The 22779-nt window shown below is 44.5% G+C and carries 23 protein-coding genes; 8 read left to right on the top strand and 15 right to left on the bottom strand.

The window, feature by feature from the left end:
* Nucleotides 1-22 precede the first annotated feature (22 nt).
* Genes cysE through Q4519_RS03770 form a run of 3 tightly spaced genes read right to left on the bottom strand, consistent with a single transcriptional unit; the run spans nt 23 to nt 2236 of the window.
* A complete protein-coding gene (gene cysE, locus Q4519_RS03780) occupies nt 23-802 on the bottom strand; it encodes a serine O-acetyltransferase (RefSeq protein WP_232800844.1) in 780 nt (259 codons plus the stop codon).
* A gap of 50 nt (nt 803-852) precedes the next feature.
* The gene (locus tag Q4519_RS03775) at nt 853-1755 is read right to left on the bottom strand and encodes a cation diffusion facilitator family transporter (RefSeq protein ID WP_303509702.1); all 903 of its coding nucleotides are present in this window, start codon (nt 1753-1755) and stop codon (nt 853-855) included.
* A gap of 43 nt (nt 1756-1798) precedes the next feature.
* A complete protein-coding gene (locus Q4519_RS03770; RefSeq protein ID WP_232800848.1) occupies nt 1799-2236 on the bottom strand; it encodes a Spy/CpxP family protein refolding chaperone in 438 nt (145 codons plus the stop codon).
* A gap of 405 nt (nt 2237-2641) precedes the next feature.
* On the opposite strand from Q4519_RS03770, the gene Q4519_RS03765 reads away from it, so the two are divergent.
* Both Q4519_RS03765 and Q4519_RS03760 read left to right on the top strand, forming a co-directional pair.
* A complete protein-coding gene (locus tag Q4519_RS03765; protein WP_232800850.1) occupies nt 2642-3349 on the top strand; it encodes a response regulator in 708 nt (235 codons plus the stop codon).
* Between the two features lies 1 nt (nt 3350).
* Nucleotides 3351-4694: an ATP-binding protein gene (locus tag Q4519_RS03760; protein ID WP_303509696.1), complete on the top strand. Its 1344-nt coding sequence runs from the start codon at nt 3351-3353 to the stop codon at nt 4692-4694.
* A 33-nt stretch (nt 4695-4727) separates the two neighbouring features.
* On the opposite strand, the gene Q4519_RS03755 is transcribed toward Q4519_RS03760, so the two are convergent.
* Nucleotides 4728-5348 carry a hypothetical protein gene (locus tag Q4519_RS03755; RefSeq protein WP_303509695.1) on the bottom strand — a complete coding sequence of 207 codons (621 nt, stop codon included), beginning with the start codon at nt 5346-5348 and terminating at the stop codon, nt 4728-4730.
* A gap of 134 nt (nt 5349-5482) precedes the next feature.
* On the opposite strand from Q4519_RS03755, the gene Q4519_RS03750 reads away from it, so the two are divergent.
* The 3 genes from Q4519_RS03750 to Q4519_RS03740 all read left to right on the top strand — a co-directional run bounded on the left by Q4519_RS03750 (nt 5483) and on the right by Q4519_RS03740 (nt 12354).
* The gene (locus Q4519_RS03750; RefSeq protein WP_303509694.1) at nt 5483-8548 is read left to right on the top strand and encodes a hypothetical protein; all 3066 of its coding nucleotides are present in this window, start codon (nt 5483-5485) and stop codon (nt 8546-8548) included.
* Nucleotides 8549-8557: 9 nt separating this feature from the next.
* Complete coding sequence (locus Q4519_RS03745; RefSeq protein ID WP_232800857.1) at nt 8558-10198, top strand: SWIM zinc finger family protein; 1641 nt, start codon at nt 8558-8560, stop codon at nt 10196-10198.
* Nucleotides 10199-10575: 377 nt separating this feature from the next.
* Nucleotides 10576-12354, top strand: a complete 1779-nt coding sequence (locus Q4519_RS03740; RefSeq protein WP_303509691.1) for a reverse transcriptase family protein — start codon at nt 10576-10578, stop codon at nt 12352-12354.
* A gap of 25 nt (nt 12355-12379) precedes the next feature.
* On the opposite strand, the gene Q4519_RS03735 is transcribed toward Q4519_RS03740, so the two are convergent.
* The gene (locus Q4519_RS03735; protein ID WP_232800861.1) at nt 12380-12622 is read right to left on the bottom strand and encodes a hypothetical protein; all 243 of its coding nucleotides are present in this window, start codon (nt 12620-12622) and stop codon (nt 12380-12382) included.
* Nucleotides 12623-12716: 94 nt separating this feature from the next.
* On the opposite strand from Q4519_RS03735, the gene trmL reads away from it, so the two are divergent.
* Nucleotides 12717-13181, top strand: coding sequence for a tRNA (uridine(34)/cytosine(34)/5-carboxymethylaminomethyluridine(34)-2'-O)-methyltransferase TrmL (gene trmL / locus Q4519_RS03730; RefSeq protein ID WP_303509687.1), 465 nt, complete (start codon nt 12717-12719; stop codon nt 13179-13181).
* 11 nt (nt 13182-13192) lie between these two features.
* Here the strand turns inward: trmL and Q4519_RS03725 are convergent, their stop codons facing one another.
* Both Q4519_RS03725 and dinF read right to left on the bottom strand, forming a co-directional pair.
* Nucleotides 13193-13951 carry a hypothetical protein gene (locus tag Q4519_RS03725; RefSeq protein ID WP_303509684.1) on the bottom strand — a complete coding sequence of 253 codons (759 nt, stop codon included), beginning with the start codon at nt 13949-13951 and terminating at the stop codon, nt 13193-13195.
* Between the two features lie 43 nt (nt 13952-13994).
* Entirely contained in the window at nt 13995-15359 is a 1365-nt protein-coding gene (gene dinF / locus Q4519_RS03720; RefSeq protein WP_303509681.1) for an MATE family efflux transporter DinF, read from the bottom strand.
* A gap of 167 nt (nt 15360-15526) precedes the next feature.
* On the opposite strand from dinF, the gene Q4519_RS03715 reads away from it, so the two are divergent.
* Nucleotides 15527-16729 (top strand): NnrS family protein, encoded by a 1203-nt coding sequence (locus Q4519_RS03715; protein ID WP_303509678.1) that lies wholly within the window; start codon nt 15527-15529, stop codon nt 16727-16729.
* Between the two features lie 173 nt (nt 16730-16902).
* On the opposite strand, the gene Q4519_RS03710 is transcribed toward Q4519_RS03715, so the two are convergent.
* From Q4519_RS03710 to Q4519_RS03685, 6 genes are all read right to left on the bottom strand, one after another.
* A complete protein-coding gene (locus Q4519_RS03710; protein ID WP_232800871.1) occupies nt 16903-17142 on the bottom strand; it encodes a type II toxin-antitoxin system ParD family antitoxin in 240 nt (79 codons plus the stop codon).
* 235 nt (nt 17143-17377) lie between these two features.
* Nucleotides 17378-18007 carry an SCO family protein gene (locus Q4519_RS03705; protein WP_232800873.1) on the bottom strand — a complete coding sequence of 210 codons (630 nt, stop codon included), beginning with the start codon at nt 18005-18007 and terminating at the stop codon, nt 17378-17380.
* Nucleotides 18004-18909: a heme o synthase gene (gene cyoE, locus Q4519_RS03700; protein WP_232800875.1), complete on the bottom strand. Its 906-nt coding sequence runs from the start codon at nt 18907-18909 to the stop codon at nt 18004-18006. Before cyoE ends, Q4519_RS03705 begins: the two co-directional genes overlap by 4 nt.
* The gene (locus tag Q4519_RS03695; protein WP_303509669.1) at nt 18902-19906 is read right to left on the bottom strand and encodes a heme A synthase; all 1005 of its coding nucleotides are present in this window, start codon (nt 19904-19906) and stop codon (nt 18902-18904) included. The genes cyoE and Q4519_RS03695 overlap by 8 nt, the downstream gene beginning before the upstream one ends.
* Nucleotides 19907-19939: 33 nt before the next feature.
* Nucleotides 19940-20383 carry a hypothetical protein gene (locus tag Q4519_RS03690; RefSeq protein WP_232800880.1) on the bottom strand — a complete coding sequence of 148 codons (444 nt, stop codon included), beginning with the start codon at nt 20381-20383 and terminating at the stop codon, nt 19940-19942.
* Nucleotides 20370-21104, bottom strand: a complete 735-nt coding sequence (locus Q4519_RS03685) for an SURF1 family protein (RefSeq protein WP_303509666.1) — start codon at nt 21102-21104, stop codon at nt 20370-20372. Before Q4519_RS03685 ends, Q4519_RS03690 begins: the two co-directional genes overlap by 14 nt.
* 10 nt (nt 21105-21114) lie before the next feature.
* On the opposite strand from Q4519_RS03685, the gene Q4519_RS03680 reads away from it, so the two are divergent.
* Nucleotides 21115-21324 (top strand): DUF2909 family protein, encoded by a 210-nt coding sequence (locus Q4519_RS03680; RefSeq protein ID WP_303509663.1) that lies wholly within the window; start codon nt 21115-21117, stop codon nt 21322-21324.
* Between the two features lie 12 nt (nt 21325-21336).
* On the opposite strand, the gene Q4519_RS03675 is transcribed toward Q4519_RS03680, so the two are convergent.
* Complete coding sequence (locus tag Q4519_RS03675; protein WP_232800885.1) at nt 21337-22230, bottom strand: cytochrome c oxidase subunit 3; 894 nt, start codon at nt 22228-22230, stop codon at nt 21337-21339.
* Nucleotides 22231-22242: 12 nt separating this feature from the next.
* On the bottom strand, nt 22243-22779 hold the full coding sequence (locus tag Q4519_RS03670) for a cytochrome c oxidase assembly protein (RefSeq protein ID WP_303509660.1): 537 nt from the start codon (nt 22777-22779) through the stop codon (nt 22243-22245).

Genomic DNA, 22779 nt, shown 5'->3' with positions numbered 1-22779 from the left:
GTCGCTTAGATTTAGACAGGAATTATAGGTTTTGACTCATATCTAATGAAGGTTTTTCGCAACCTGGAACGCCGACCACCTTAGCCGGTACCCCAGTAACTGTGGTATGAGGTGGCACATCTCTTAGTACTACGCTTCCTGCACCTACTTTCGCGCCTTTACCAACTTCGATATTACCAAGCACTTTAGCGCCCGCTCCTATCATCACTCCTTCGCGGATTTTAGGGTGACGATCACCGCATTCTTTACCCGTTCCGCCTAAAGTCACACTTTGTAAAATCGACACATCATCTTCTATCACCGCCGTTTCACCCACCACAATACCAGTGGCATGATCAAACATAATACCTTTGCCGATACGCGCCGCTGGGTGCACATCAACACCAAACACGACCGCAATTTGGCTTTGAATATACATGGCCATTGGGCGGCGGTTTTGATGCCATAGCCAATGGGCAACACGATGCCCTTGAATAGCATGAAAACCTTTTAAATAAAGCAATGGTGTTGAGAAATATTCCACCGCCGGATCGCGCTCTTGTACGGCAATGATATCGGCCATAACAGAATTAAGAATGGAGACATCAGAAGTAAATGCTGACTCTATAATTTCACGAATTAAGATGGCCGGCATGGTGGGACTGTCCAACCGATTAGCCAATTGAAAGCTTAACGCGGCCAAGAGCGTGTCGTGGTTTAAAATAGTGGAGTAGAAAAAGCTCGCCAACATTGGCTCGTCTTGTGCCATTTGCGTTGCTTCGTCGCGGATCCGTTGCCACGTTTGCTGTTGCAGTGCGTCCATGTACCTACCTTGTTTAAATTAACTATGTTGCCTTGATGAACCAGCAGCGACTAGGCACGAGCCAAGCGGTTGCCCGGCTTAACCACAGAGATAGGATCAAGGTGGATAATAATATCGGCTTGGATAAACGCTTTATCAAGTTGCGCTTCCAATTTGTCGGCCACTTCATGAGCATCATAAAGGGATAAATGATCTTCTAGTTCCAAATGTAACTGAATAAACTTAGTACTTCCAGACTGGCGCGTTCTTAAATCATGTACACCGAGCACTTGCGGGTTGTCATAAGCCAATGCAATCACCTTGGCCTCATCCTCTGGTGAGAGTCTTTTATCCATCAATGCATCCACCGACTCTTTACCTATTTGCCAAGCGCCATAAAGAATATAGCCCCCCACGCCCATGGCAAAAACCCCATCAGCCCAGTTAAAACCAATAGCGGCAAGAGCCAACGCAATTAACACTGCAGCATTCATAAAGATATCTGATTTGTAATGCAAAGAATCAGCTTTAATCGCAACACTACCCGTTTTACGCACCACCATGGTTTGAAATGCCACTAACAGCAAGGTCACCACAATAGAAAATACCATGACCCAGATACCAAACCCTGGATCTTGTACAGGGTGTCCTTTTATTAGGGCATTAAAACCACCCAAAATGAGTAAACAAGCGCTACCTGAAATAAATGCAGCTTGTGCTAATCCAGCTAAACTTTCGGCCTTACCATGACCAAATTTATGCTCTTCATCGGCAGGCGTTAACGCCACTTTAATTGCAATAAGGTTAATGATTGATGCTGCGACATCCATTAAAGAGTCTGTAAGCGAGGCTAAGATACTGGTTGAATCGGTAAAAAACCAAGCAACCAGTTTCGTAATGATCAGTAAAGTGGCCGTCCCTGCGGCCGCCCACCCTGCGATAGTGACTAGTTTTGAATATTCAGAGTGCTGCACAATAATCCAAGTTCGTTAAACCAAGTTGCGCAAAATTATACCCTTATTGACGCTTACTGCCACGTCCTTTCCCTTGCGTCATTAACTCGGCAAATTTAACGCGCTGTTCAGGCGTGAGTACTTGATAAACTTGATGTTGAATTTTCAGCATCGCCAGCTTTCGTTCCGACATTTGTTGTTGGTGGCTAGCGATCATCGCACGCGCTTTTTCTTCATCAAATGTTTCGTTGCTTAATAAAGCCAAGCGTTCGGCTTGATGTTCAGCCCGCTGTGTTTGACGGCTTTGTCTGTCCATATTGCCTTTAGCCTGCTGCATAATGTTATTCACGTCTTGCTTTTGCTGTTGCGTTAAATCAAGCTGTGAAATAATGTTTTTCATACCACCGCGGTGCCCTTGCATACCGTCCATCGCCTTCGCATTAACAGATAAACTTAACGGTAGCGCTAGGCTTAATGCTGCAATCTTAATCCACTTTTTCATATTTGTTTCCTCATTTAATTGACGATGATAAGTGTAATCAATGCAACGAAAAGTAACGTCATTAGAGTGTAAAAGTAAGTAAAGGCAACAGGCGGTTAAATGCAAGCAAGGTATGCTTTATACCCAATCAACCTGGAGAGGCTTGATTTCAGCAAGATTTTACACGCGTTTAGGCAAGGCATTGATTACAGGTAATGGCTTCCCCTTATCAAAATCAATAACACAGCATAAACGCGTGTAAAACTTGCCCTTTGGGAGCGCCGCCGTGTTTCCACTACGTTGTTATGCTAATTTGAAAGGTGCCTACATTCCTGCATTAGCATGCCTAGTATTGAAAACACGGTGGCGCTCTGAAACATGCATCTTCAAGTTGATTGGGTATACATCATAGATAGGAGAGAAACCATGTATCGACTGTTATTGATCGACGATGATCGCGAGCTGGCGGCACTGCTAAAAGAGTTTCTAAGTCTTGAGGGATTTGAGACCGAACTCGCCCATGACGGAGAGGCAGGCTTAGAAAAAGCATTGCGACAAAGTTACGACCTTATTTTACTTGATGTCATGATGCCGAAATTAAATGGCTTTGACACCTTAAAACAGCTGCGCCAAACCAGCCAGCAGCCAGTGCTAATGTTAACCGCCAAAGGCGAAGAAATAGACCGTGTCCTTGGGCTGGAAATGGGCGCCGATGATTACTTAGCTAAACCCTTTAGTGACCGCGAGCTAGTTGCTCGTATCAAGGCGATTTTACGCCGCACCGCCAACAAAGCACCTGAGCCAAGTAGTCAGCTCAACGCCACATGTATTAGCCACCTCGATATTGAAGTTTATCCCGGCAAACAAACGGCTATTTGCCAGCAACAAAATATCGACCTAACCGGTACCGAATTTTTACTGCTGCAAGAGTTTATCGAGCACCCTGGCCAAGTGATATCTAAAGCCGATTTGAGCGAGCGAGTGCTCGGTAAAAAACTGATGCCCTTTGACCGCAGTATTGACATGCACCTGAGTAATTTACGCCGCAAATTACCTGAGCGCCTGGATGGTCAAGATCGCGTACGCACCCTGCGCGGGCGAGGCTATATCTGGCTAGAAGGCGGCGAGGCTTAATATGACGCTACCGATAAACAGCTTATTTTTTAAAATTTTTGCTGGGTTTTGGCTACTGATCCTGCTTTTAGTCGCCATCCTAGTGACGTTGCCACGTCTCGATGAAAGTCATTTACAACCCGTAGATTCGTTTGGCATTGAGCTGTTAAACAAAACCAGTCAAAACTTAGTTATTCGCTTAGGTCGTCATCCTGAGCGCGGACTAGGTTATGCACTAAAAACTTTTCGTCATAAAAGTGGTTTTAAATTCTATGCTCTCGAACAAGATGGAAGCTTTGTCAACAATGAAGCCCCCAAGGCTGTACGCCGCTTTGCTATCGAAAGTGAGAGCATCACTCGGCCACAAATGTGGCAACGCCATGACGGTATTGTATTGGGTCCGGTACAATTTATTTACAATGGCCAGCCGCTATTATTGTACGCCCATAAAAACATGCGTGGGCAAAGTGACCGTATCATGCTGCGATGGTTGTTAGACAACCCCGGCTTACTTATTTTTATCTCATTACTGGTCAGTACGCCTATTTGCTTACTGTTAGCTTGGCACCTCACATCGCCACTACGCCAGTTACAAAGTGCTTCCCATAAAATTGCCAAAGGCGAATTGGAAACCAGCATTCCCCAACTATCGCGTCGAGACGAAATCGGCCAGCTCGCCAATAGCATGGATCGTATGGTGTTATCTCTCAAAACGATGATCTCAAGTCAGCAGCGGTTATTGAGTGATATCTCCCATGAATTACGTTCACCCTTAACACGTTTACGCTTGGCGTTAGCGATCACCCGCAAGCATCAGGGCGAGTCAAGTGAATTAGGCCGCATTGATATTGAGGCAGACCGACTCGAACAAATGATCAGCGATCTATTAGGCTTGTCACGTAGTCAATTTCAGCCACAGGAAATACAAACAATTCGACTGGATAGTTTATTAGAAGCGCTGTTAGACGACGCCCAATTTGAGGCCGAACAGACAGGAAAAACCTTTACCTATGACACACCGCCCGCACTGGAGTTACAAGCGTACCCCGCGCTCTTATCCAGCGCCATTGAAAACGTGATCCGCAACGCCATCAGCTATGCCGACACCAGCATTAACCTAACCATTACCCAACATCGAGACAAGCTAGAAATCAGTATTCAAGATGATGGCCCCGGTGTCCCCGAAACAGAACTAGGGCAGATATTCAGGCCCTTCTATCGAGTTTCCCAAGCACGCGATCGAGAATCAGGCGGCACAGGTTTAGGGCTGGCGATTTGTGACAATGCCATGCATAAACACGGCGGCAGTGTGATGGCGGAAAATGTAAACTCAGGGCTAAAAGTGACCTTAAGCTTACCACTCTAACCAAATATGGCCGTTAAGCAGATTTCAACTTGGCTATAAATTATCTATCGCGCGTTGCAGGTTCGCTCGCGCGATTTGTTCTCGCTCACAATAGAATGATGCTGAAAGGTATATTTGGGGCCGAGCCAAAAAAGAACGCAGCAATTTTTTACGGCCTATTTTATATAATATGCTTGGCACATGCTGATACTCCTGCCGTATCGCCTGCTCATATTGATCATACACTTTAGGCTCGGCACCTAAAATTGATAAATCGACATCAATCAGTATTTCTTCGTCTTTCGTTACTGGCTGACTGGGGTGCTGCGTTAATAAGATCAAATGGCGCACCTTGGCAATTATCTCTTGCGCACAGCCACATTGAGTCAAATAAGCACAGGCTAAATCAGCACTCGCTTCTTCATTATTACTCTTGCGCGGGTCATAAATAACATCATGAAACCAAATGGCTAGCGCCAGACTTAAAGGATCATCGAGTTGATTTTCGATTTGCTCAAGTTGGGTTAAACAAGCGTCAATATGAGTTAAGTTATGATAGTAACGGTGCGGCTCTTGATAATGCTGGATCAGACGCTCAAATCCAGTTGCCAACAAAAGAGCATCCCCATAACCAGACAATGTTTTATCCCATCTTAGTTTTAGCTCAGCTAGCATTTTGTTCCTCCACCCCGCTGGATAGTTCCTACATTTGTGAACTAGATAATAAAGCCCTGTTTTTCAATATTAAATTCATTTAAAAACATGCTATCTTGACTTCGTTTTGATTCTCTAGCAGCAAGGTCATTATAATGAAGCTGATTAAAAAAGCCCGATTAGTTTACCAGCAAGCTAATTCTGATAAGGTTTATGAAGTCGACTTAGTAGAGCTAAACAGCGCCTCTGAGCGCCGATTTTTAGTGAATTTTCGTTATGGCCGTAGCGGACAAACCTTGCGAGAGGGCTCCAAAACCCCCTTACCTATTGAACGCGAAAGAGCAGAAAAAACCTATAGTAGTGTGGTGGTATCAAAAACCAATAAAGGTTATGTGCATCGCCAAGATGCTGTCGCTCACGACCAACTTGAGAGACTCGAAGTCACAGAGCAAGAACACATTTCAAGCCTATTTTCGCGCATCCAGCAAGAGTCAGACCCTAAACAAAAAGCCAGACAAATTTGGCGTTTAGCGCCAGAACAATCCAGTGAAGTGGCTCAGTATCTGGTTACTTTGCTTGGTAGTCATCACTGGCAACTAGACTATTCCCTGCTGTGGGCAATAGGCAGGATTGGCGATCAGAGCCAACTAGCGAATATTACCCCCTATTTAAGCCATAAAAACCCAAATCTCGCCGCCTTAGCCCTTGAAGCGAGCCTCGCCTTAAGCGACGAAAACACCGCCCTCAGTTTAATACGCGATGCTGGCGTAGCTAATAACCCTTTGCTACAAAGCGTCGAAAGTTTAACTATTGAATTGGACCAAGCTAGCAAACATGGCGATGCCAACGCATTATTGAAACACTGTTACCTACAAGCTCAATATTGCCGTGCGACTCACTCCGCTCTAGTGAGTGTGTTAAAAGATATTCCCTTAGCGCCTGGTACCTTCAAGGGCCTGCGCTACCTATTCAAAATGTCTGAATTTAGATTAGATGCCGACGTATTTGCTCAACTAAGCTATCGCTTTGAAACGCAAAAGCATTACTTTACAGCAGACTGGAGCTATTATTACCATCCACGCCATGGTCGTATTAATGTCCAGGAAGAACTTAAAAAAGCAAACTCTCGTTTAGCTTACTCTAAGGCAACAAGAAATTATCTACGCCGTCGCAGCTGGCGAGTTCTCAAACAGTTGGGCATCAGCCAAAGTCCCTCATTCGTCGTGATGGCCACCCAAGTTCTGTTGGCATTTAATGACAGCGATAGTGACAATGCGAAAACGTCTGAAATCTTTCAATATGACGATAACTGGCAACGCCAATTAATCGCCGTTAATCACTATGAAGAATTTGCTCAATATTTAACATTTAATGGCCTGCTCAGGCTCAATCATCCAAGTTTTAGTAAAAGCAAAAATGGTTTAAGCTGGCGCTATCATCCCGAGCAAGTATTCTCTGGACGAGGGGAAGCCTTTCCTGAGCAATGGGATCAGGCCCCCGACGCCCTACTCACCCTGTTGCAAAATAGTACATGTCAACCAGTTTTGGCCTTTGCCAGCACCGCCTTAGCTGACAATCACGCTTTTGGTGAGCAGTTAAGCACAGACCTATTAATCACTTTACTGAATCGCCCTTATCCCGAGTGCCAGCAGTTTGCTTTCAGTTTAATTAAGACCAGACCATTAGAGCCAAAGCTGATTCTGGCTTTAATCGGCTGCAATATGGCTGAGGCTCAACATTTCGCCTTAGCAGCATTGAAACAACAGCCAAGTCTTCTTACACAGCTCGACTTTCTCTGTTCATTATTAATGATTGAACAAGCGGAACTTAACCTGTGGCTGGCAGAGACGTTACAGCCAACCGACTTCAACCAAGTAGAGCAGACAGAAATAGTAAGTTCACTGTGCACCCGCTTGGAGCCCTATGATGCTTTGACTCGACGTCATGCCAAGTGGCTTGCCATTGTGCTGATCCGCTGCATGAACAAAGGAATACAGCACCTTGATTTCACGATACTCAAACCGTTGGCAATGGCAAAACATGAAGCGCAGCAAGTTTTCGCTTGCCGCCTATTAGTTGAGCACCCGATTTCCTATGTCGATATTCCACCTGAGCTGCTAGCCGCTTTACATCAATCGGAAAACGTAGGCGTCAGAGCCAGAGCCCTATTGCTACTTAAAAAGCAAAATGCGCACGAACTCATCGCACAACTGGATAACTTACTTGAACTTAGCTTTACTGGCGCACCCGAAGAGCGCGAGGTAGCTTTAGAGTTATTGCTGAAACTGATTATCGCTAATAATAAAAATGCCGCAGCTATCTTCGAGGGTATATTGCAAAAATTAGCCAGTAATCAGTTAGGGGATGAGCAACAGCTTGAACTAAAGAACTTTATAACCCTTAATCTGCAACCGCAACTGGCGACAATTACAGCAGATCAACTCTGGCTATTGCTCAATGCTAAATCAAGCCAAGCTCAATTACTTGCCGTCACTGCTCTTAACAGCCGTGATTTAAACTCAGCGCCTTGGCCATACCACTTAAAGCAATGGCTACAACTGGCACAAAGCCCTACTCAAGCAATACGTCAGTATTGTATTAACTACTTATCGGTTCACAAATCATTGCTTTTAACTAGCCAAGGGGACTTTCTAAGCCTATTGGAAAGTAATTGGCCAGAAGTACAAGCCTTCATATTTGCATTTTGCCGCAATGAAATGGACCAAAACCATTGGTCACCAGATTTAATTGTCACCGTCTGCGATAGCAACAATCCATCGGTTCAAACTTTTGGTCGAGAGCTACTGCAGACCTTTTTTGAGCAAAGCCAAGGTAAAAACTACCTAATCAAACTGAGTCAGCACCCGAGTGAAAACGTAGAGCTTTTTGTCACCAACTTACTTAGCGAGTACGCCGCTAATGATGAGGCGACCCTACTCAAGTTGCAGCCCTACTTTACCAGTGTGCTAACCCGAGTAAACAGAGGACGCTTGGCCAAAGACAGAGTAATGGCATTTTTGCAGCAGCAAGCGCAATGCTCGACGGCGGTATTAAATATGGTCGCCACGCTTTTCACTCGTTTATCGTTGACGCAAGTACAAAAAGACAAAGCGGTGCTGCTCAAAGCTATGCTGCAATTAAGAAAAATAGACCCCAACTTGGCACTCCCTATCTCAGTGCTTGGTAATACCGTCACCACATCATCCAATTCGCCTGTTTAAGGATAAAAAATGCAAGTAAATTATCGTTATATGGGCACAAGTCAGGTAGCCAGCAATAGCCAACATACTCAAGTGTCTTTTTCACCCGACACCCTACGCCCGCCGACATTTTTTGTTGGCGAGTTAAAAAACAAGCTGGCGTTCCGTGAAGCCATGTCTGCGCTGCACCAAGTGGTGATTTCCGATATGCGCTTTACACCAAAAAATCGCGATGAATATCAGCGCTGGCTCACCGAGCAAGAACAAACGCTACTGGCTGATTTGGTGAGTAAGCAGGGCAAAGTAAAACAACAACTCAACCAAGTTCGTGATGAGCTGGCGGCCATGAATAAAGTGGCTAGTAAAATCATGGCGCCTTTTTACCAAGCTCAAAATCAATATTTTAAATACCTTTACAAGCACGACATCGACGCTTGGTATGTGTTAGACCCAGTGATCACTGTGCATCCTGACCAAGTTTTTTTTGAGTGTTTTTCTGAAGATGAGTCCAGCTATGGCAAGTTAAGTTGCAGCTATGAGGTATTTAAAAACATCAGTGACACTGAATTTGGTACCACCAATATCGACTATTCAGAGGGGCTGTATAACGAATTTCAAAAAATACGCGACTACCGGGACACTCAACTCAAAATAGATCCAGATGGCTTTAAAGTAGCAACGTCTGGTCAACAAGATTTTGCTGAGAAAAAAATCGACTTACCCGACTCTTGGGTGAGAGGCTTTTTGCAAGTTAGCTCAGCAATGACCTTGCCTATGGTACGCCTTAAAATGCAACCCATGGATTTGTACAACATCTGCTTTAAACTACGCACCAAAAAAGAAAGAGTTGGCCCCAGAGCGATGCGCTTTGAATTGACGCCGGGGCAAGCCATCAAAGTAATATTGGAACCTTGGGGGGAAGAAATACTCTGTCCACGCTCCATTTATCAAGGTGATGAACCAAGAAGTATCCGAGTATGGGGGCGCAGACGCCTACATATTCTAGAGCGTTTATTACCCATCGCCAGTCATTTCGAAGTTTGTCTATTAGGTGATGGCATGCCTTCTTTTTACATTGCCGATCTAGGGGGGATGAGCTTTACCTTAGGGTTATCAGGTTGGAGCGCCAACGATTGGTCGAAAATGGCAAACTTTGACCTGTTGGCAAGTAGAGCAGAGGTTGATAGTCAAACCAGCGCAAAGGTCTACCAAGCCTTATTTGAGAGCCAGCAGCAAAGTGCTAACCGCCTTGCCTTACAACTGGGTTTAGATCTCAATACCGTGAAATCAGCCTTAGCGCAATACAGCCAGCATGGTCAGGTGCTTTACGATATGGAGCTCGATGTTTACCGCATCCGCCACTTATGCCACGAGCCGATTCCACTTGAGCAATTAAGATTTAACAATGAGCGGGAAGAAAAAGCGTTGAATTTTGTTAATGCGGGCCTAGTGAGTATCCAGAAAGACCAATTCAACGAGAACGGCCGCTACATCGCCGGTCAGGTGTTAGATAATGCGGTCGAGCACCAAAGTTTTATTTCTCTCGACTTAGATCACAGACTGGTTGATGGCCAATGTAACTGTCACTTTTGGCATCGCAATAAACTACGCCAAGGTCCCTGTGAACATATGCTAGCCCTTAGACAGCAAACGTCGAATGGGAGCCTTTGATATGCAAAGCATGCACTGGATCACAAGATTATATTGTATTGATAAACAATTGAAAGATATAATCAATTTACATAGCAACGCGGTTGTAGAACCTTGCATCTCGAATGGTGTTTCGCCATTCTGGCACAAAGACTACCCACGCGTAGCTAATGCAATCTTAACTGGGCCGTACAGCCCCCTATATCACTATTGCAGTATGGCTTCAAAGAAGCCAATGAGTGATATAGGGGGCGTACGGCATCGAGTTGATTGCCTTAGCACTGAGAACTCTTCGAAGGAAACTTTCACCGCGTTGCTATTTCCCTTCTTATCAATGCTTCTTATTTATGTTTTTACCCAGCGCTTAAGCCAAATTGGTCGCGCCGGAGGCTTTTGTAATGTCTGAATCAAGCACAAAATTAACCCGCCAAGAAATTTACGATAAAATACGAAAGTCGAGTAAAGAAGAATACATACTTGACGAAATGAAACGCTTAGGCTTTTGGCGTAATGACGAAGAACAGCCCAATTTAACTCAGGAATTTGTTGAAAAACGCGCTCAGTTAATGGCTCAGCTGAGAGAGTTAAGTTCACAGGATGAATTATATAGTGATCCAGAAAAAGCGCTGGCGTACCTACACCAAGAGCGTAAAAAAGCCGCGTTAGAAAAGCGCGAACAAGTGCGCCAGACAAGAAATAAAACTCGCTATGAAAATGCCCTCAATTGGTATCAAAAACAACAAAAAGAAATTACTTATTTGGGTGAAAAATTTTCTGCGGGCTTAAGCGAAAAAATCAGCGATAAGAGTAAATTAACCAGTCAAGGCCTGCCCTATTTTGCTGATAGTCAAGCATTAGCCCAAGGAATGGGTATCAGTATCGGAGAGCTAAGGTTTCTGTGCTACCAGAAAGAGGTATCGCAAACCAGCCACTATAAAAAGTTTGCCATTGAAAAGAAAACAGGTGGTAAACGGCATATTTCAGCCCCCATGCCTAGGCTAAAACGAGCGCAATATTGGCTACTAGAGAATGTACTCGCCCCCGTCAAGTTACACTCTGCCGCGCATGGTTTTGTACCTGGGCGCAGCATACTTAGCAATGCCCAACCACATATAAACAAAGGTGTAGTCGTCAACTTTGACCTGAAAGACTTTTTCCCTAGTATCAGTTACGCTCGAGTGAAGGGACTATTTTGCAAACAAGGATACAGCGAAGAGTTGGCCACCCTGTTTGCCTTATTGGCCACCGAGCCGGACACCGAGGCGGTGGCGATGGACGGCCAAGTTTGGCATATTGACCAAGGGCCAAGAACTTTGCCACAAGGCGCGCCTTGTAGCCCCGCCATCACTAATATTTTGTGCCGACGTTTGGACGCTAGACTAGCAGGTATGGCAGAAAAACTAGGCTTTGCCTATACCCGATATGCCGACGATCTCAGTTTTTCCAGCGACGAACCAAATAAAGTGCAGTCTTTGCTATGGCGAGTAAAACAAATTGTTACAAGTGAAGGGTTTTTATTACATCCAGATAAAACTAAGGTCATGCGCCGCCATCAAAAACAGGAAGTCACTGGTGTCGTGGTTAATGAAAAAGCATCGGTGGATCGCAAAACTCTAAAACGCTTTCGCGCCATTTTACACCAAATAGACTTATACGGGCCCGAGGGTAAATCATGGGGCCCAGGGGCATTGTTTCCTAGCTTAGAAGGCTACGCCAACTTTGTTGCCATGCTGGACGCTCAAAAAGGCATCCCGTTACAAAAGCAATTAGTACATATTAAACGAAAATATGGCGTTAAAACGCGCTCCAGCAAGGTGACTCAGTTAAATAAACGCTTGATGCGCGTGAAGGCAGGCTTAGGTGAAGCACCAAGAGAAAACTGGTGGCAACCAGCAGAAAAACCCGAACCAGTACTCGAGTTGACACCAAAGCAACAAGCGGCGCAAAAACAAGCGAGAAAAGTCACCGGCCCAGTGGAGCAAGAATACGCAGAAAGTGCGCCAGAACAAAACCCACAATCCGAAGCAGAAGAAGATACTAAATTAAGCACTAAAGATTATATTTTCATTGGACTATTTATGCCGATTGCTTTGGCACAAATGATCTACAAGGCTTCCTGGAAAACCAAAATTAAGCTTATGGTGGTGGGCACTATCATTTGGCTACTGTTCGGTTAAAAACCCCGATAGTCAATGCATTTGGTTAGTTAACGCTCTCAAGATGGAGCAAACCAGGTGTAACCAGGCCGGGAAACATATTTTCCGCAAAACGGCGCGATTCAATACGCGCCTTTTTTTCATAGTACTGCGCAATTTCACGCTGCTTCTTCTCGGCCGCTAGCTTATTATCTAGTTTTTCAAAATAGCCATTAATCACAAAATTCAAGGTAATTGGTAGTGCACTCACTAAAATAACAATCGGTGCTACCCATTTAAAGTCTTTCATATCTATCCCACCAGTAAATACCAGCCGCTATCATACCGCAAAAGTAGAATTTATTTGATATGCTTGCGGTTTCGTTCTTGATTGAGTAACCATCATGTTAGAAGTCGCCCTGTACCAACCAGAAATCCCGCCGAATACTGGAAATATCATTCGTTTATGCGCCAACACTGGCTGTAAATTGCACCTAATAGAGCCGCTGGGATTTGATCTTGATGATAAAAAGGTTCGCCGTGCTGGTCTTGATTATCATGAGATGACTCATGTTACACGTCATGCCAATTACGAAGATTTTCTAGCTTATGTTGGCAACAAACGCCTGTTTGCATGCACCACCAAAACCACAACTTTTCATAGTGATAGTGAGTTTAAAGATGGTGATATTTTATTATTTGGCCCTGAAACCCGTGGCCTACCACCTGAAATTTTAGATAGCTTACCCGTTGAGCAAAAGCTGCGGATCCCAATGAGCCCCAATAGTCGCTCAATGAATTTATCTAATGCGGTGTCGGTATTTGTTTATGAAGGCTGGCGTCAACTAGGTTATCCAGGCGCAGTTTAACTTAACGACGGTTAAAGCGGCTGTGAAAAATCATGTAAACCTATCAGGTTAGCAGCTTTAGCAACAAGTGCACATCGATGGTCGCCATTCATATATTGCGCAATGGCGTCAGCATCATTAGCTAATAACTCAATTCTACAAGCGTTGTACTCTTGTTTAAATGCAGATTGATTGGCTAAATAATAGGACACGCGCTGGGTTTGCTGCTGACCAAGGGCAATTTCAGCCACATTACATGCAGCCTGAACATAAGTTGCGCCGCCACGACACGCATCCGCTTTAAATTGAACTAACGCAACCCCACTATAAGTTTGCTTCAGGCGTGCTACTTCGTTGGCTAACATATCGTCTTGGAGATCACGAGCCACTTGACAAATCAGACTCACATCAGCCCAACCACAAGTACTTTCAATTTCAGTAAAGGCCAAGTAACTCATCGCTAATAATTGAGCTTTTTGAAGTTCGTATTCATTGCGACGCTGGCCATCATCTCGTTGTTGTAACTGTTGCTGCTTAATACGCTTTTCGGCAAGACGTGCTGTTCTCGCCGCTTCACACTCTTTATCTTGGAAGATTAAGTCAGTAAGTTCGCTCGGTATCATACTGGCGGAGAAATTATTATAACTACACTCAACCAGTTTTCCCTTTGCTTCATCAACGTGTGTCTCATAATAAGCAATATCTTTGCTACCACAGCCTATTAATATTGCCGCTAGCCCAGTTAAACCGAGCCATTTTCTCAGCGCATTCACAGTTTCACTCAAGGTCAAATTAATATCACCACAAGTGTAACGGAGATCAGTGATATTTCAATCAACCTATATCATTAAATGACCAAAAACGATTATTACGCTGCATTCTACAATAGAGATAACCTAGACTTAGCCCGCGACCTAGCATAAAGGCATTCATTGCCATCCATAAGCTGTGATTGCCAAAGTCTTTTGCCAACCACCACACTGGAAAAAAACAGCACAGTGTTGCAAACACCATACTGTTTCGCATTGCTTTGGCTTGAGTCGCACCAATGAAAATACCATCTAAAATAAAACACCAAACTGAGGTCAATGGAATAAATACCAACCAAATAAGGTAATTATTTGCAGTTGTTTGAATGCTGGGAATATCGGTAATTAAAGCGATAATATGGGCACCAAACAGAGCGAAAATAACCATTAACAACATGGCAAATAGTAACGCGTAAAAGAAAGTCACATTGACGCAGCGCTTAAATTCAACGGAGTCACGTCGTCCCACCGCTTTACCTATCTGCGCTTCAATGGCATAAGCTAAACCGTCTAGGGCAAAAGAAATAAAAAGTAAGAAGTTTAGTAACACTGCATTGGCAGCCACAATATCATCACCTAAACGCGCGCCGTAAAAGGTCATAAATGAGAAACAAATTTGCACACATAAGGTACGTAAAAAAATATCTCGGTTGAGAGCAATCAGACGGAAAAAGTTTACCTTGACCCAAATCTTTTTCATTAATGCTGACAAATCACCTGGCTGCCAATGTGGCTTAATGGCGTGAAACACAAAATATAAGCCCAGCCCAAAACCAAAATAATCAGCTATGACTGACGCTGCCGCCGCACCTTGCACTTGCCAACCTAAACCTAAAACAAACCATAGATCGAGCAAAATATTAACGAGGTTAGTGATGATTAATAACCACATTGGCGCCCGTGCATTTTGCATCCCGAGTAGCCAACCTAAGATGACATAATTCGCTAACGCTGCCGGTGCACTCCAAATGCGAATGGAAAAATACTGCTGTGCATAAAACGCCACTTGCTCACTTGGCGCCGCCAACATTAGCCCTAAGTTTAAGATAACACTTTGCAGCACTAGCAATAACACGGACAAAGCCCCAGCCAACACCAAAGATTGCAGCAGTACTTGTTTGATCGCCATGGCATCGTTACGCCCAAAAGCCTGTGCCACCAGCCCCGTTGTCGACATGCGTAAAAAACCCAGCAACCAAAATGCCAAGGTGATCAGCATTGCCCCTACCGAAACGCCAGCTAGGTAGTAACTATGATCGAGATGACCTAGCACAGCGGCATCCACCAAGCCCAACAGAGGAACAGTGACATTTGACAGCATCATCGGCAACGCCAGTGCAAACAAACGCTTACGATAACTAGGATCAGATAACCAGACGGGGGATTTCATCATTTTACACCTTGAACAATTCGCGCGAAGTGTAACAAACCATCCGCTAAACACTACCTATAAAGGGTAAAATTGTATTTAATTAGCCGCTTATTAACGTAAAGCAAGCATCGCGGTGGGAGTACAGATTATCATCAAGAACATATCTCATAATTCAAGGAGCCCTGATGCTTAATATTGTCGATAGAGCGAAAGAAGACAGAGTACTACCAATATTTCGACTTGGCTTTCGGCCATTCTTTCTATTTGCCAGCTTATACGCAATTTTATGTATTCCTGTGTGGCTATGGCTGCGTAGTCATGGTCAACCCGATCTACTCGTAGTCCCCGCCCTATGGTGGCACGTTCATGAACTATTATTTGGTTTTGCCATGGCGATAGTGATGGGCTTTGTATTAACGGCGGTGCAAAACTGGACTGGGATCCGAGGTACGCACAGTTGGGCTTTAGCGGGTTTGTTTAGTCTATGGCTGTTACCGCGGCTATTATTTTGGACCCCGACACCATTGATTATCATCTTAATCATTGAGTCTCTATTTATCTTAAGTTGCGCCATTGCAGTAGCTAAACGTGTGATAAAAATGAAACGCTGGAAAAACCTATTTTTCGTGCCGCTGTTGCTACTTGCTTTAGTGGTTAATGCATTAAGTTACATCAGCATTAACGGCCAACCTATATTGGGGCTTCAATTGTCATTTACCAGTTCAGCACTGTGGCAGAGTATGATTTGGTGGTTTGCCTTATTATTATCAATCATGGGTGCTCGAGTGATTCCTTTCTTTACCGCAACAAAACTAGGCATAGACAAACCCAGAAGCTTTTTTTGGCTAGAAAGCGCGGCGAACATTCCATTCATTGTGCTTTTTATTTTAAGCTTTATACCAAGCTTAAATGCTCTCTGGTCGCCGCCCTTATTCGTGTTTGCCGCCACCTTTCAATTTATTCGTCTATATCGCTGGCAAGGCCTTAAAACCTTACACGAGCCCCTACTGTGGTCATTACATTTAGGCTATGCCTTTATTCCTCTTAGTTTATTGGTGCTGGGGCTTAATCTGTTTCCGGGATTTTGGCACGTATCATTACATTTAATCGCCATAGGCAGTATTGCGGGGGTTATTTTGGCTATGATCACTCGGGTTACCATGGGCCATACTGGTCGTAATATCTATCAAGGACCGAATATGACCTGGGCCTTTCTTGCCATCGCTAGTGCAGCATTGGTGCGCACCTTTGCTGTTTTACTTTGGCCACAATGGATGAATGAATTGCTTTGGTTGGCTGGTGGCTTATGGTGTTTTGCCTTCGCTATATTCACATTAAAATTTGGGCCTATGCTAGTTCAACCCCGTGTCGATGATCACCCCGGTTAAACTAAACCGTTAATAACGTAAAGTGAGTTGGAATAGCTTTAATAAATTCTATTGCAGATTTCAGGTGCCTTAAAATACATTACCTGCTTCATTCACTTGAATGAAGCAGGTAAAAGCAGGCTCTGGTAAACGCATCGAAGAGAAAAAACTTGCTGAGTGTCGCTTTCTCGCCATCAAGCAGCGAAATCGTCAAATTCAGCAATCAACTGTTCAAATGAATATTCAATTAAGGCGTTCTCACAACCATTATTCATCATAAAACGCAGCGCATTGGCTTTTGCTTCAGCATGCTCTAATGCCTTTAGCCCTGCCAGTATCACATCTTTCTCAGAAGCATAACGCCCTGTCGCTACTTGACGCGCAACAAAACTATTAAAATGCGTATCCAACATCAAACTGATCTTTTCAGTCATTCGCTCACCTTAGACTTAGATGAAAAACAAAACCCAAGAAACAAACTAGGGGTTGCTGCTCTACCTATCAATTAAAAATAACAAAGATGTATAATTAACCGCCTAAATCGATATTAGACTATATTGATAGATCTAACAAAATATGTTCAAACTAAATGGCCTAGGCCAGAGAAGGATAAAACCTCTGAGTAAGCATCACTATTGCTAGCGTTAACATTAAGAACGGTTGCTTAAACTAACGGTCAGAAATAACATAAAAGTCAGACACTAACTGATCCATATCAACAGCAGGTATGCTACCAGGCTCAAACTCTGGCCGAAATACCGCCTGTAACTCTCCTTCTGGATTAAGTAACGCAATCGATGCACTGTGATCAACTAAATACGCTCCTTCTGTGCCCTCTTCGACGATGCTATAAACCATCCCTAGCGCACGAGTCAGTGGAAACAACACTTTATGAGCAGCTGTTACACCAACAAACTCATCATTAAAATAGTGAGTATATTCGGTCAAATTTTTTGGCGTATCACGGTTAGGGTCAACCGATAAAAACACCACCTGCACATCAGCCTTTGCCGGGTTAGCCTTAAGCTGAGGGTAAATACGATTTAAGTCGGCGAGAGTCGTTGGACAAATATCAGGGCAAAAGGTATAGCCAATAAACACTAGACTCCAACGCCCGAGTAAATCTTTTTTGGTAAACTCACTTTGGTCCCGCACTAAAGTAAAGTCCGCTAACACCTTAGCCGGCTGGTAATACACCGCTTTCACTGCAGGTGCGCGATTAATAATTTGTACCCCTGCCCAGCTTCCAGCCAGCAAGGCTAGCAGCGCAATCAATATCCATGATGATTTAGATTTCATAACAACCAATGATCCAACAACAAAGCTAAAAACAGGATCATGAGGTGAACAATCGAAAATTTAAAGGTATTTATTGCACTATTGGGCTGTGGCTTAAATTTTAATCGCCAAGCATGCTGCATAAAGCGCAGATTAAGCCCCATCACTACCACCCCATAAAGCCATGACGACAACCCAGTTAAACAAGGTAATAGCGCAACGGCACAAAGTAACAAGGTATAAAGCAACACGCAGGTTTTGGTAAATTCAACGCCATGAGTGACCGGCAACATAGGAATATTAGCTTTGGCATAATCATCACGACGATGAATAGCTAACGCCCAAAAATGGGGCGGTGTCCAAGTAAAAATAATCATCACCAACAACAGCGCATTGCCATCAAACTGCCCTGTCATGGCTGTCCAGCCCAATAATGGCGGCATTGCCCCCGCTAAACCACCTATCACGATATTTTGCGGTGTGGCGCGTTTTAAAAATAAGGTATAGACCACCGCATAACCTAACATGCTAGCAAAGGTTAAAATAGCTGTTAATAAATTGGCGGCCAGTAGCAGCATGACAAAACCCATTAGCGCTAATATACCCGCGAACAGACTCGCATTAAGCACCGACACGCGCCCCTTAGGTAAAGGCCGACCTTGAGTGCGCGCCATTTTGTCATCGATGTTGCGATCTAAAATCTGATTAATCGCCGCAGCAGACGCACAAACTAAACCTATACCCAGTAGTGAAAAAGTCGCCTGCAGCGGAGGAAGCCAACTTTCAACAGCCAAACACATTCCCACCAACGCAGTCAGCATCAACAAATAAATAACCTTTGGCTTCGTTAGCTGATAATAGCTGCGCCAGGTACTGCTCACAGATGTGTCTAACGCACCGGAAACACTTAATAATTTAGCCATGTCGACCTCCTTGCTCTTGCTTGGCTTGATACAAGCGCAGTAACAAGCTCACCAGTAATAACACTAAACACGCCGCCACTAAATTATGTGCCACCGCAATAGCAATAGGTAATTGCAACACCACATTACTAATCCCTAAGGCAAACTGAACACTCACCGCCACTAATAGTCCCCAAGCCAAGCCTCGACTTAAACTGTCTCGACTACGTAATAGCCAAGTAATGGCCAGCGCAACTAAACACAGCGCGGTCACCGCCGCCCAAATGCGGTGACTAACATGGATAGTAGTGCGCGCACCATAATCTAATACCCCATATTGATAAGTGTCAGCTTCTGGAACGTGAAGCGCAGCAGCTAGGTTATAGTTTTGCCACCAGTTGCCTTCACATAGCGGTAATTGCGTGCACACCACAGCCGCATAATTTGATGAAGTCCAACCACCTAAAGCGATTTGACACAGAAGAACGGCCAATCCTATCCAAGCAAAGCGAGACAAGCCCTGCCGCCATTGAATTTTCGTCCTTGGCATCGGCCACTGTTTAATGGTGAAGAGAAACAACAACGCCAGAATAAAGAAACCACCGAGCAAATGCCCCATCACTATTAAAGGCATCAAATTCATGGTCACAGTCCACATCCCTAGCGCAGCTTGAAAAATAACGGCCAATAACAAGCTCACACACAATAAGCGATCCACCCGACTAAAAAGGGCATGTAATGCAAAAGCAAAGATGAGTAACCCTAAACTTCCCGCTAAATAACGATGGATCATTTCATTCCATGCTTTATGGGGCTCAAGGGGAACGTCAGGAAAAGCCGCAGCGGCCTTTGCTATTTCGTCAGGTGAATTAGGCACACTATGGTGGCCATAGCAGCCGGGCCAATCAGGACAACCTAAACCCGCTTCCGTTAAACGCGTATAAGCGCCCATACCAACCACCAAAAAAGCCAGCACTAGCGCGATAATAGAAAGATATTTCAACTTAAAAATGGCCATCAATCACCCTCATCCATGCTTCTCGCCTAACGTTTAACCCACTCGAGACATTTTCAATAACTTGCGTAAGTCCGTTTGCAATGCCTTAGCCACCTGTAATTGCTCACTCTGCTGCGATGGGATCACATAACGCAGTAACACCAGCCCGGTAGGGTCACAAATATACCAATAGTCGGTACTCAATTTAGCTTGCTCTGATTCACTAAGCTGCGCCATAGAAACACTACGCACACGATGCTGTTCACGCCCTAATGAGCTGATTAACTTAGGTAATAAGTTTGCCTCTTGATCGGTTTTCGGGTGTAGCAGTAACCATTGGCGATTATCACTCACTAACAACATCACTTGCTCAGGTAAAAACTCGCCTTTATTAAGCTTTCCCGCCTGATACCAGTGCTGATTAAGTACTAGTTTCGCCACGCCAAAAGGCAATACAAACACTAATAACAACAGCAGTAAGGTTTTATTTTTTCTCATATAAACCACCTCGCTGATAAAACCAGAAAAACAATCCAGTAGACACTAAAGCCATTAAAAACCATTGCCAGGCATAACCTATATGTTTCGCTGGCGTCATGGTGATTAAGGGCCATTCTTTAACAAAACCAATATCTTGATCAGGGCCGACCCGTAACACCGCCGGTGACAAAGACCAGCCTTGCTGCTGATAAAACACAGCTAACTTATCCATATCTAGCCCTTGTAACCGCTGCGGCCAAGTATCGCTTAATGGCTCATCACCTAACTGAAAACCCAAATTTGGTTGATGTAACAACCCAGCAACCGCCACCGTGCCCTGCCAAGCTTCTAATCGAGATAAATCAGGCCAGCGCTGGCGATCACCCAAACCAGAGACCCAACCCAAATTAACCAAAATGCGCTTATCACGCTTTTCACTATCACTTGGCGTTAGCGCCAGTAACACTTCGTAGCCCACCTCGCCTTGGTGCACTTTGTTATCCAGCAGCCATATTTTCGAAACATCTAACTCGCCAATCAGCTGAACCGTTTTTAAGCTCAGTTCTTCGGCACTTTGCTGCCATAACGCATCTGTATCAGCCAAGGCTTGCGTTTGTGCTCCGCGATCTAAAATAGCCTGTTTTTGCGTGGCGCGATCCAATTGCCAAAACCCCGCCTTGATCATTAAGCCAATTAGAGCCAAGTTTAAAACTAAGAAAGAGATCCTTCTCCAGCGCATAAGGCTCCCTATGGTGATAAAAATTGTGATTATTGGCGTGGTACTTGCGGTACTGATTAATCTCGCATTAGCCTTACCTACTTTGTTAAAGCAGCCCGATAAAAGTCTGCTAACTCGCTACCTAGGTCGTCGTTTGTTCGGCTCAGCCTTGGTGTTATTGATTATCTTCATTGCCATCGCATTAGGGCTGATCACACCAAACCCAGCCCCTTGGCAATAAGCCAAGTTTAATTTAAAGAATATAAACAAAGACAAATAAACACAGCCAAACCACATCGACAAAATGCCAATACCAACTGCCCGCCTGAAAGCCAAAATGCTGCGCCGGAGTAAAGTGCCCCTTGAGTACACGACAAAACAGCACAAACAAAATAATGGTACCTAAGGTAACGTGTAGGCCATGAAATCCAGTGAGTAAAAAGAAGGTATTACCGTATAAACCTGAGCTTAAAGTAAGGCCCATTTCTTGGTACGCATGAATGTATTCTTCTGCTTGTAAAAACAAGAAAATGCAGCCTAATAACACCGTGAGGCCAAGTCCTAATTTCACTTGCGTGCGCAGGCCTCGCTCTAAATTGATATGAGCAAAATGCAAAGTAACTGAAGAAATTAATAGAATAATTGTATTGGCTAATGGCAACCCTTGCCAAGGCATCGCCGTCGTTGTAATGCCGCCGGGGGTAGTAACCAGCGGCCAGTGAGCTTGAAACTGCGGCCAAAGCACTTCATGTGTCATGGCATTATTCCCTGCTCCGCCCAACCACGGTACAGCAATCGTACGAGCATAAAATAAGGCCCCAAAAAAAGCCAAAAAGAACATGATTTCTGAAAAGATAAACCAACTCATGCCTTGACGAAATGAGCGGTCCATTTGTGCACTGTACATACCCGACATCGACTCAGTAATGACATTACCAAACCAACCAAACAGCATGAAAATAATGACCACACTGCCGAGGAAAAGCACCCAACTATATTGGTCGCCACCACCGCCAATCCAGCGCGCGGCCCCGAACGCCATCAAAAACAACCCAACCGCCCCAACAATCGGCCAAATACTTTGGCTTGGCACATAATAAGCTTCGGTTTTTTCAGTGGAATGTTGCTCAGAAGAAGTGCTAGACATAACCGTGCTCCTTTAGCCTTTTTGCTGCGGCTGAGGCAGTTCGTATAAGGTATAAGACAAGGTAAGAGTGCTGATATCTTGCGGCAACTCGGTATCGACAAAAAACCGCAGCGGCAAAGTGGCAGTCTCGCCCGCAGCAAGGGGTTGCTGATTAAAGCAAAAACACTCGGTCTTATTTAAATAATTAGCGCCTTGCCCAGGTGATACCGAAGGCACCGCTTGTCCAACTTGGTCCTTCGAGCTGAGATTCGTGGCGATAAATTCCATTTCGTACATCTGACCGGGATTAACTTTTAATTGCTCAACCTTAGGCGTGAGCTGCCATTGCATACCCTTGCTGATGTAAGTGACAAACTCGACTGTGACAATACGTTCAAGATCAACGCCTTGGCTACTTTGAGCTTGCGCATTCACAATATTACTGGTTTTACCGTTCAGCCCAGTTAAATCACAAAACACCTGATACAAAGGCACCAACGCAAAGCCAAAACCAAACATGCCAAAAACGACAAGGCATAATCCACCAACTAAACGCCGTGAGCTGGCCAT

It is taken from the genome of Motilimonas sp. 1_MG-2023, from assembly GCF_030547455.1.
Taxonomy (GTDB): Bacteria; Pseudomonadota; Gammaproteobacteria; order Enterobacterales; family CBDFNC01; genus Motilimonas.
The sequence above is the reverse complement of the archived record's forward strand: the minus strand, read 5'-3'. Positions and strand labels throughout refer to the sequence as shown.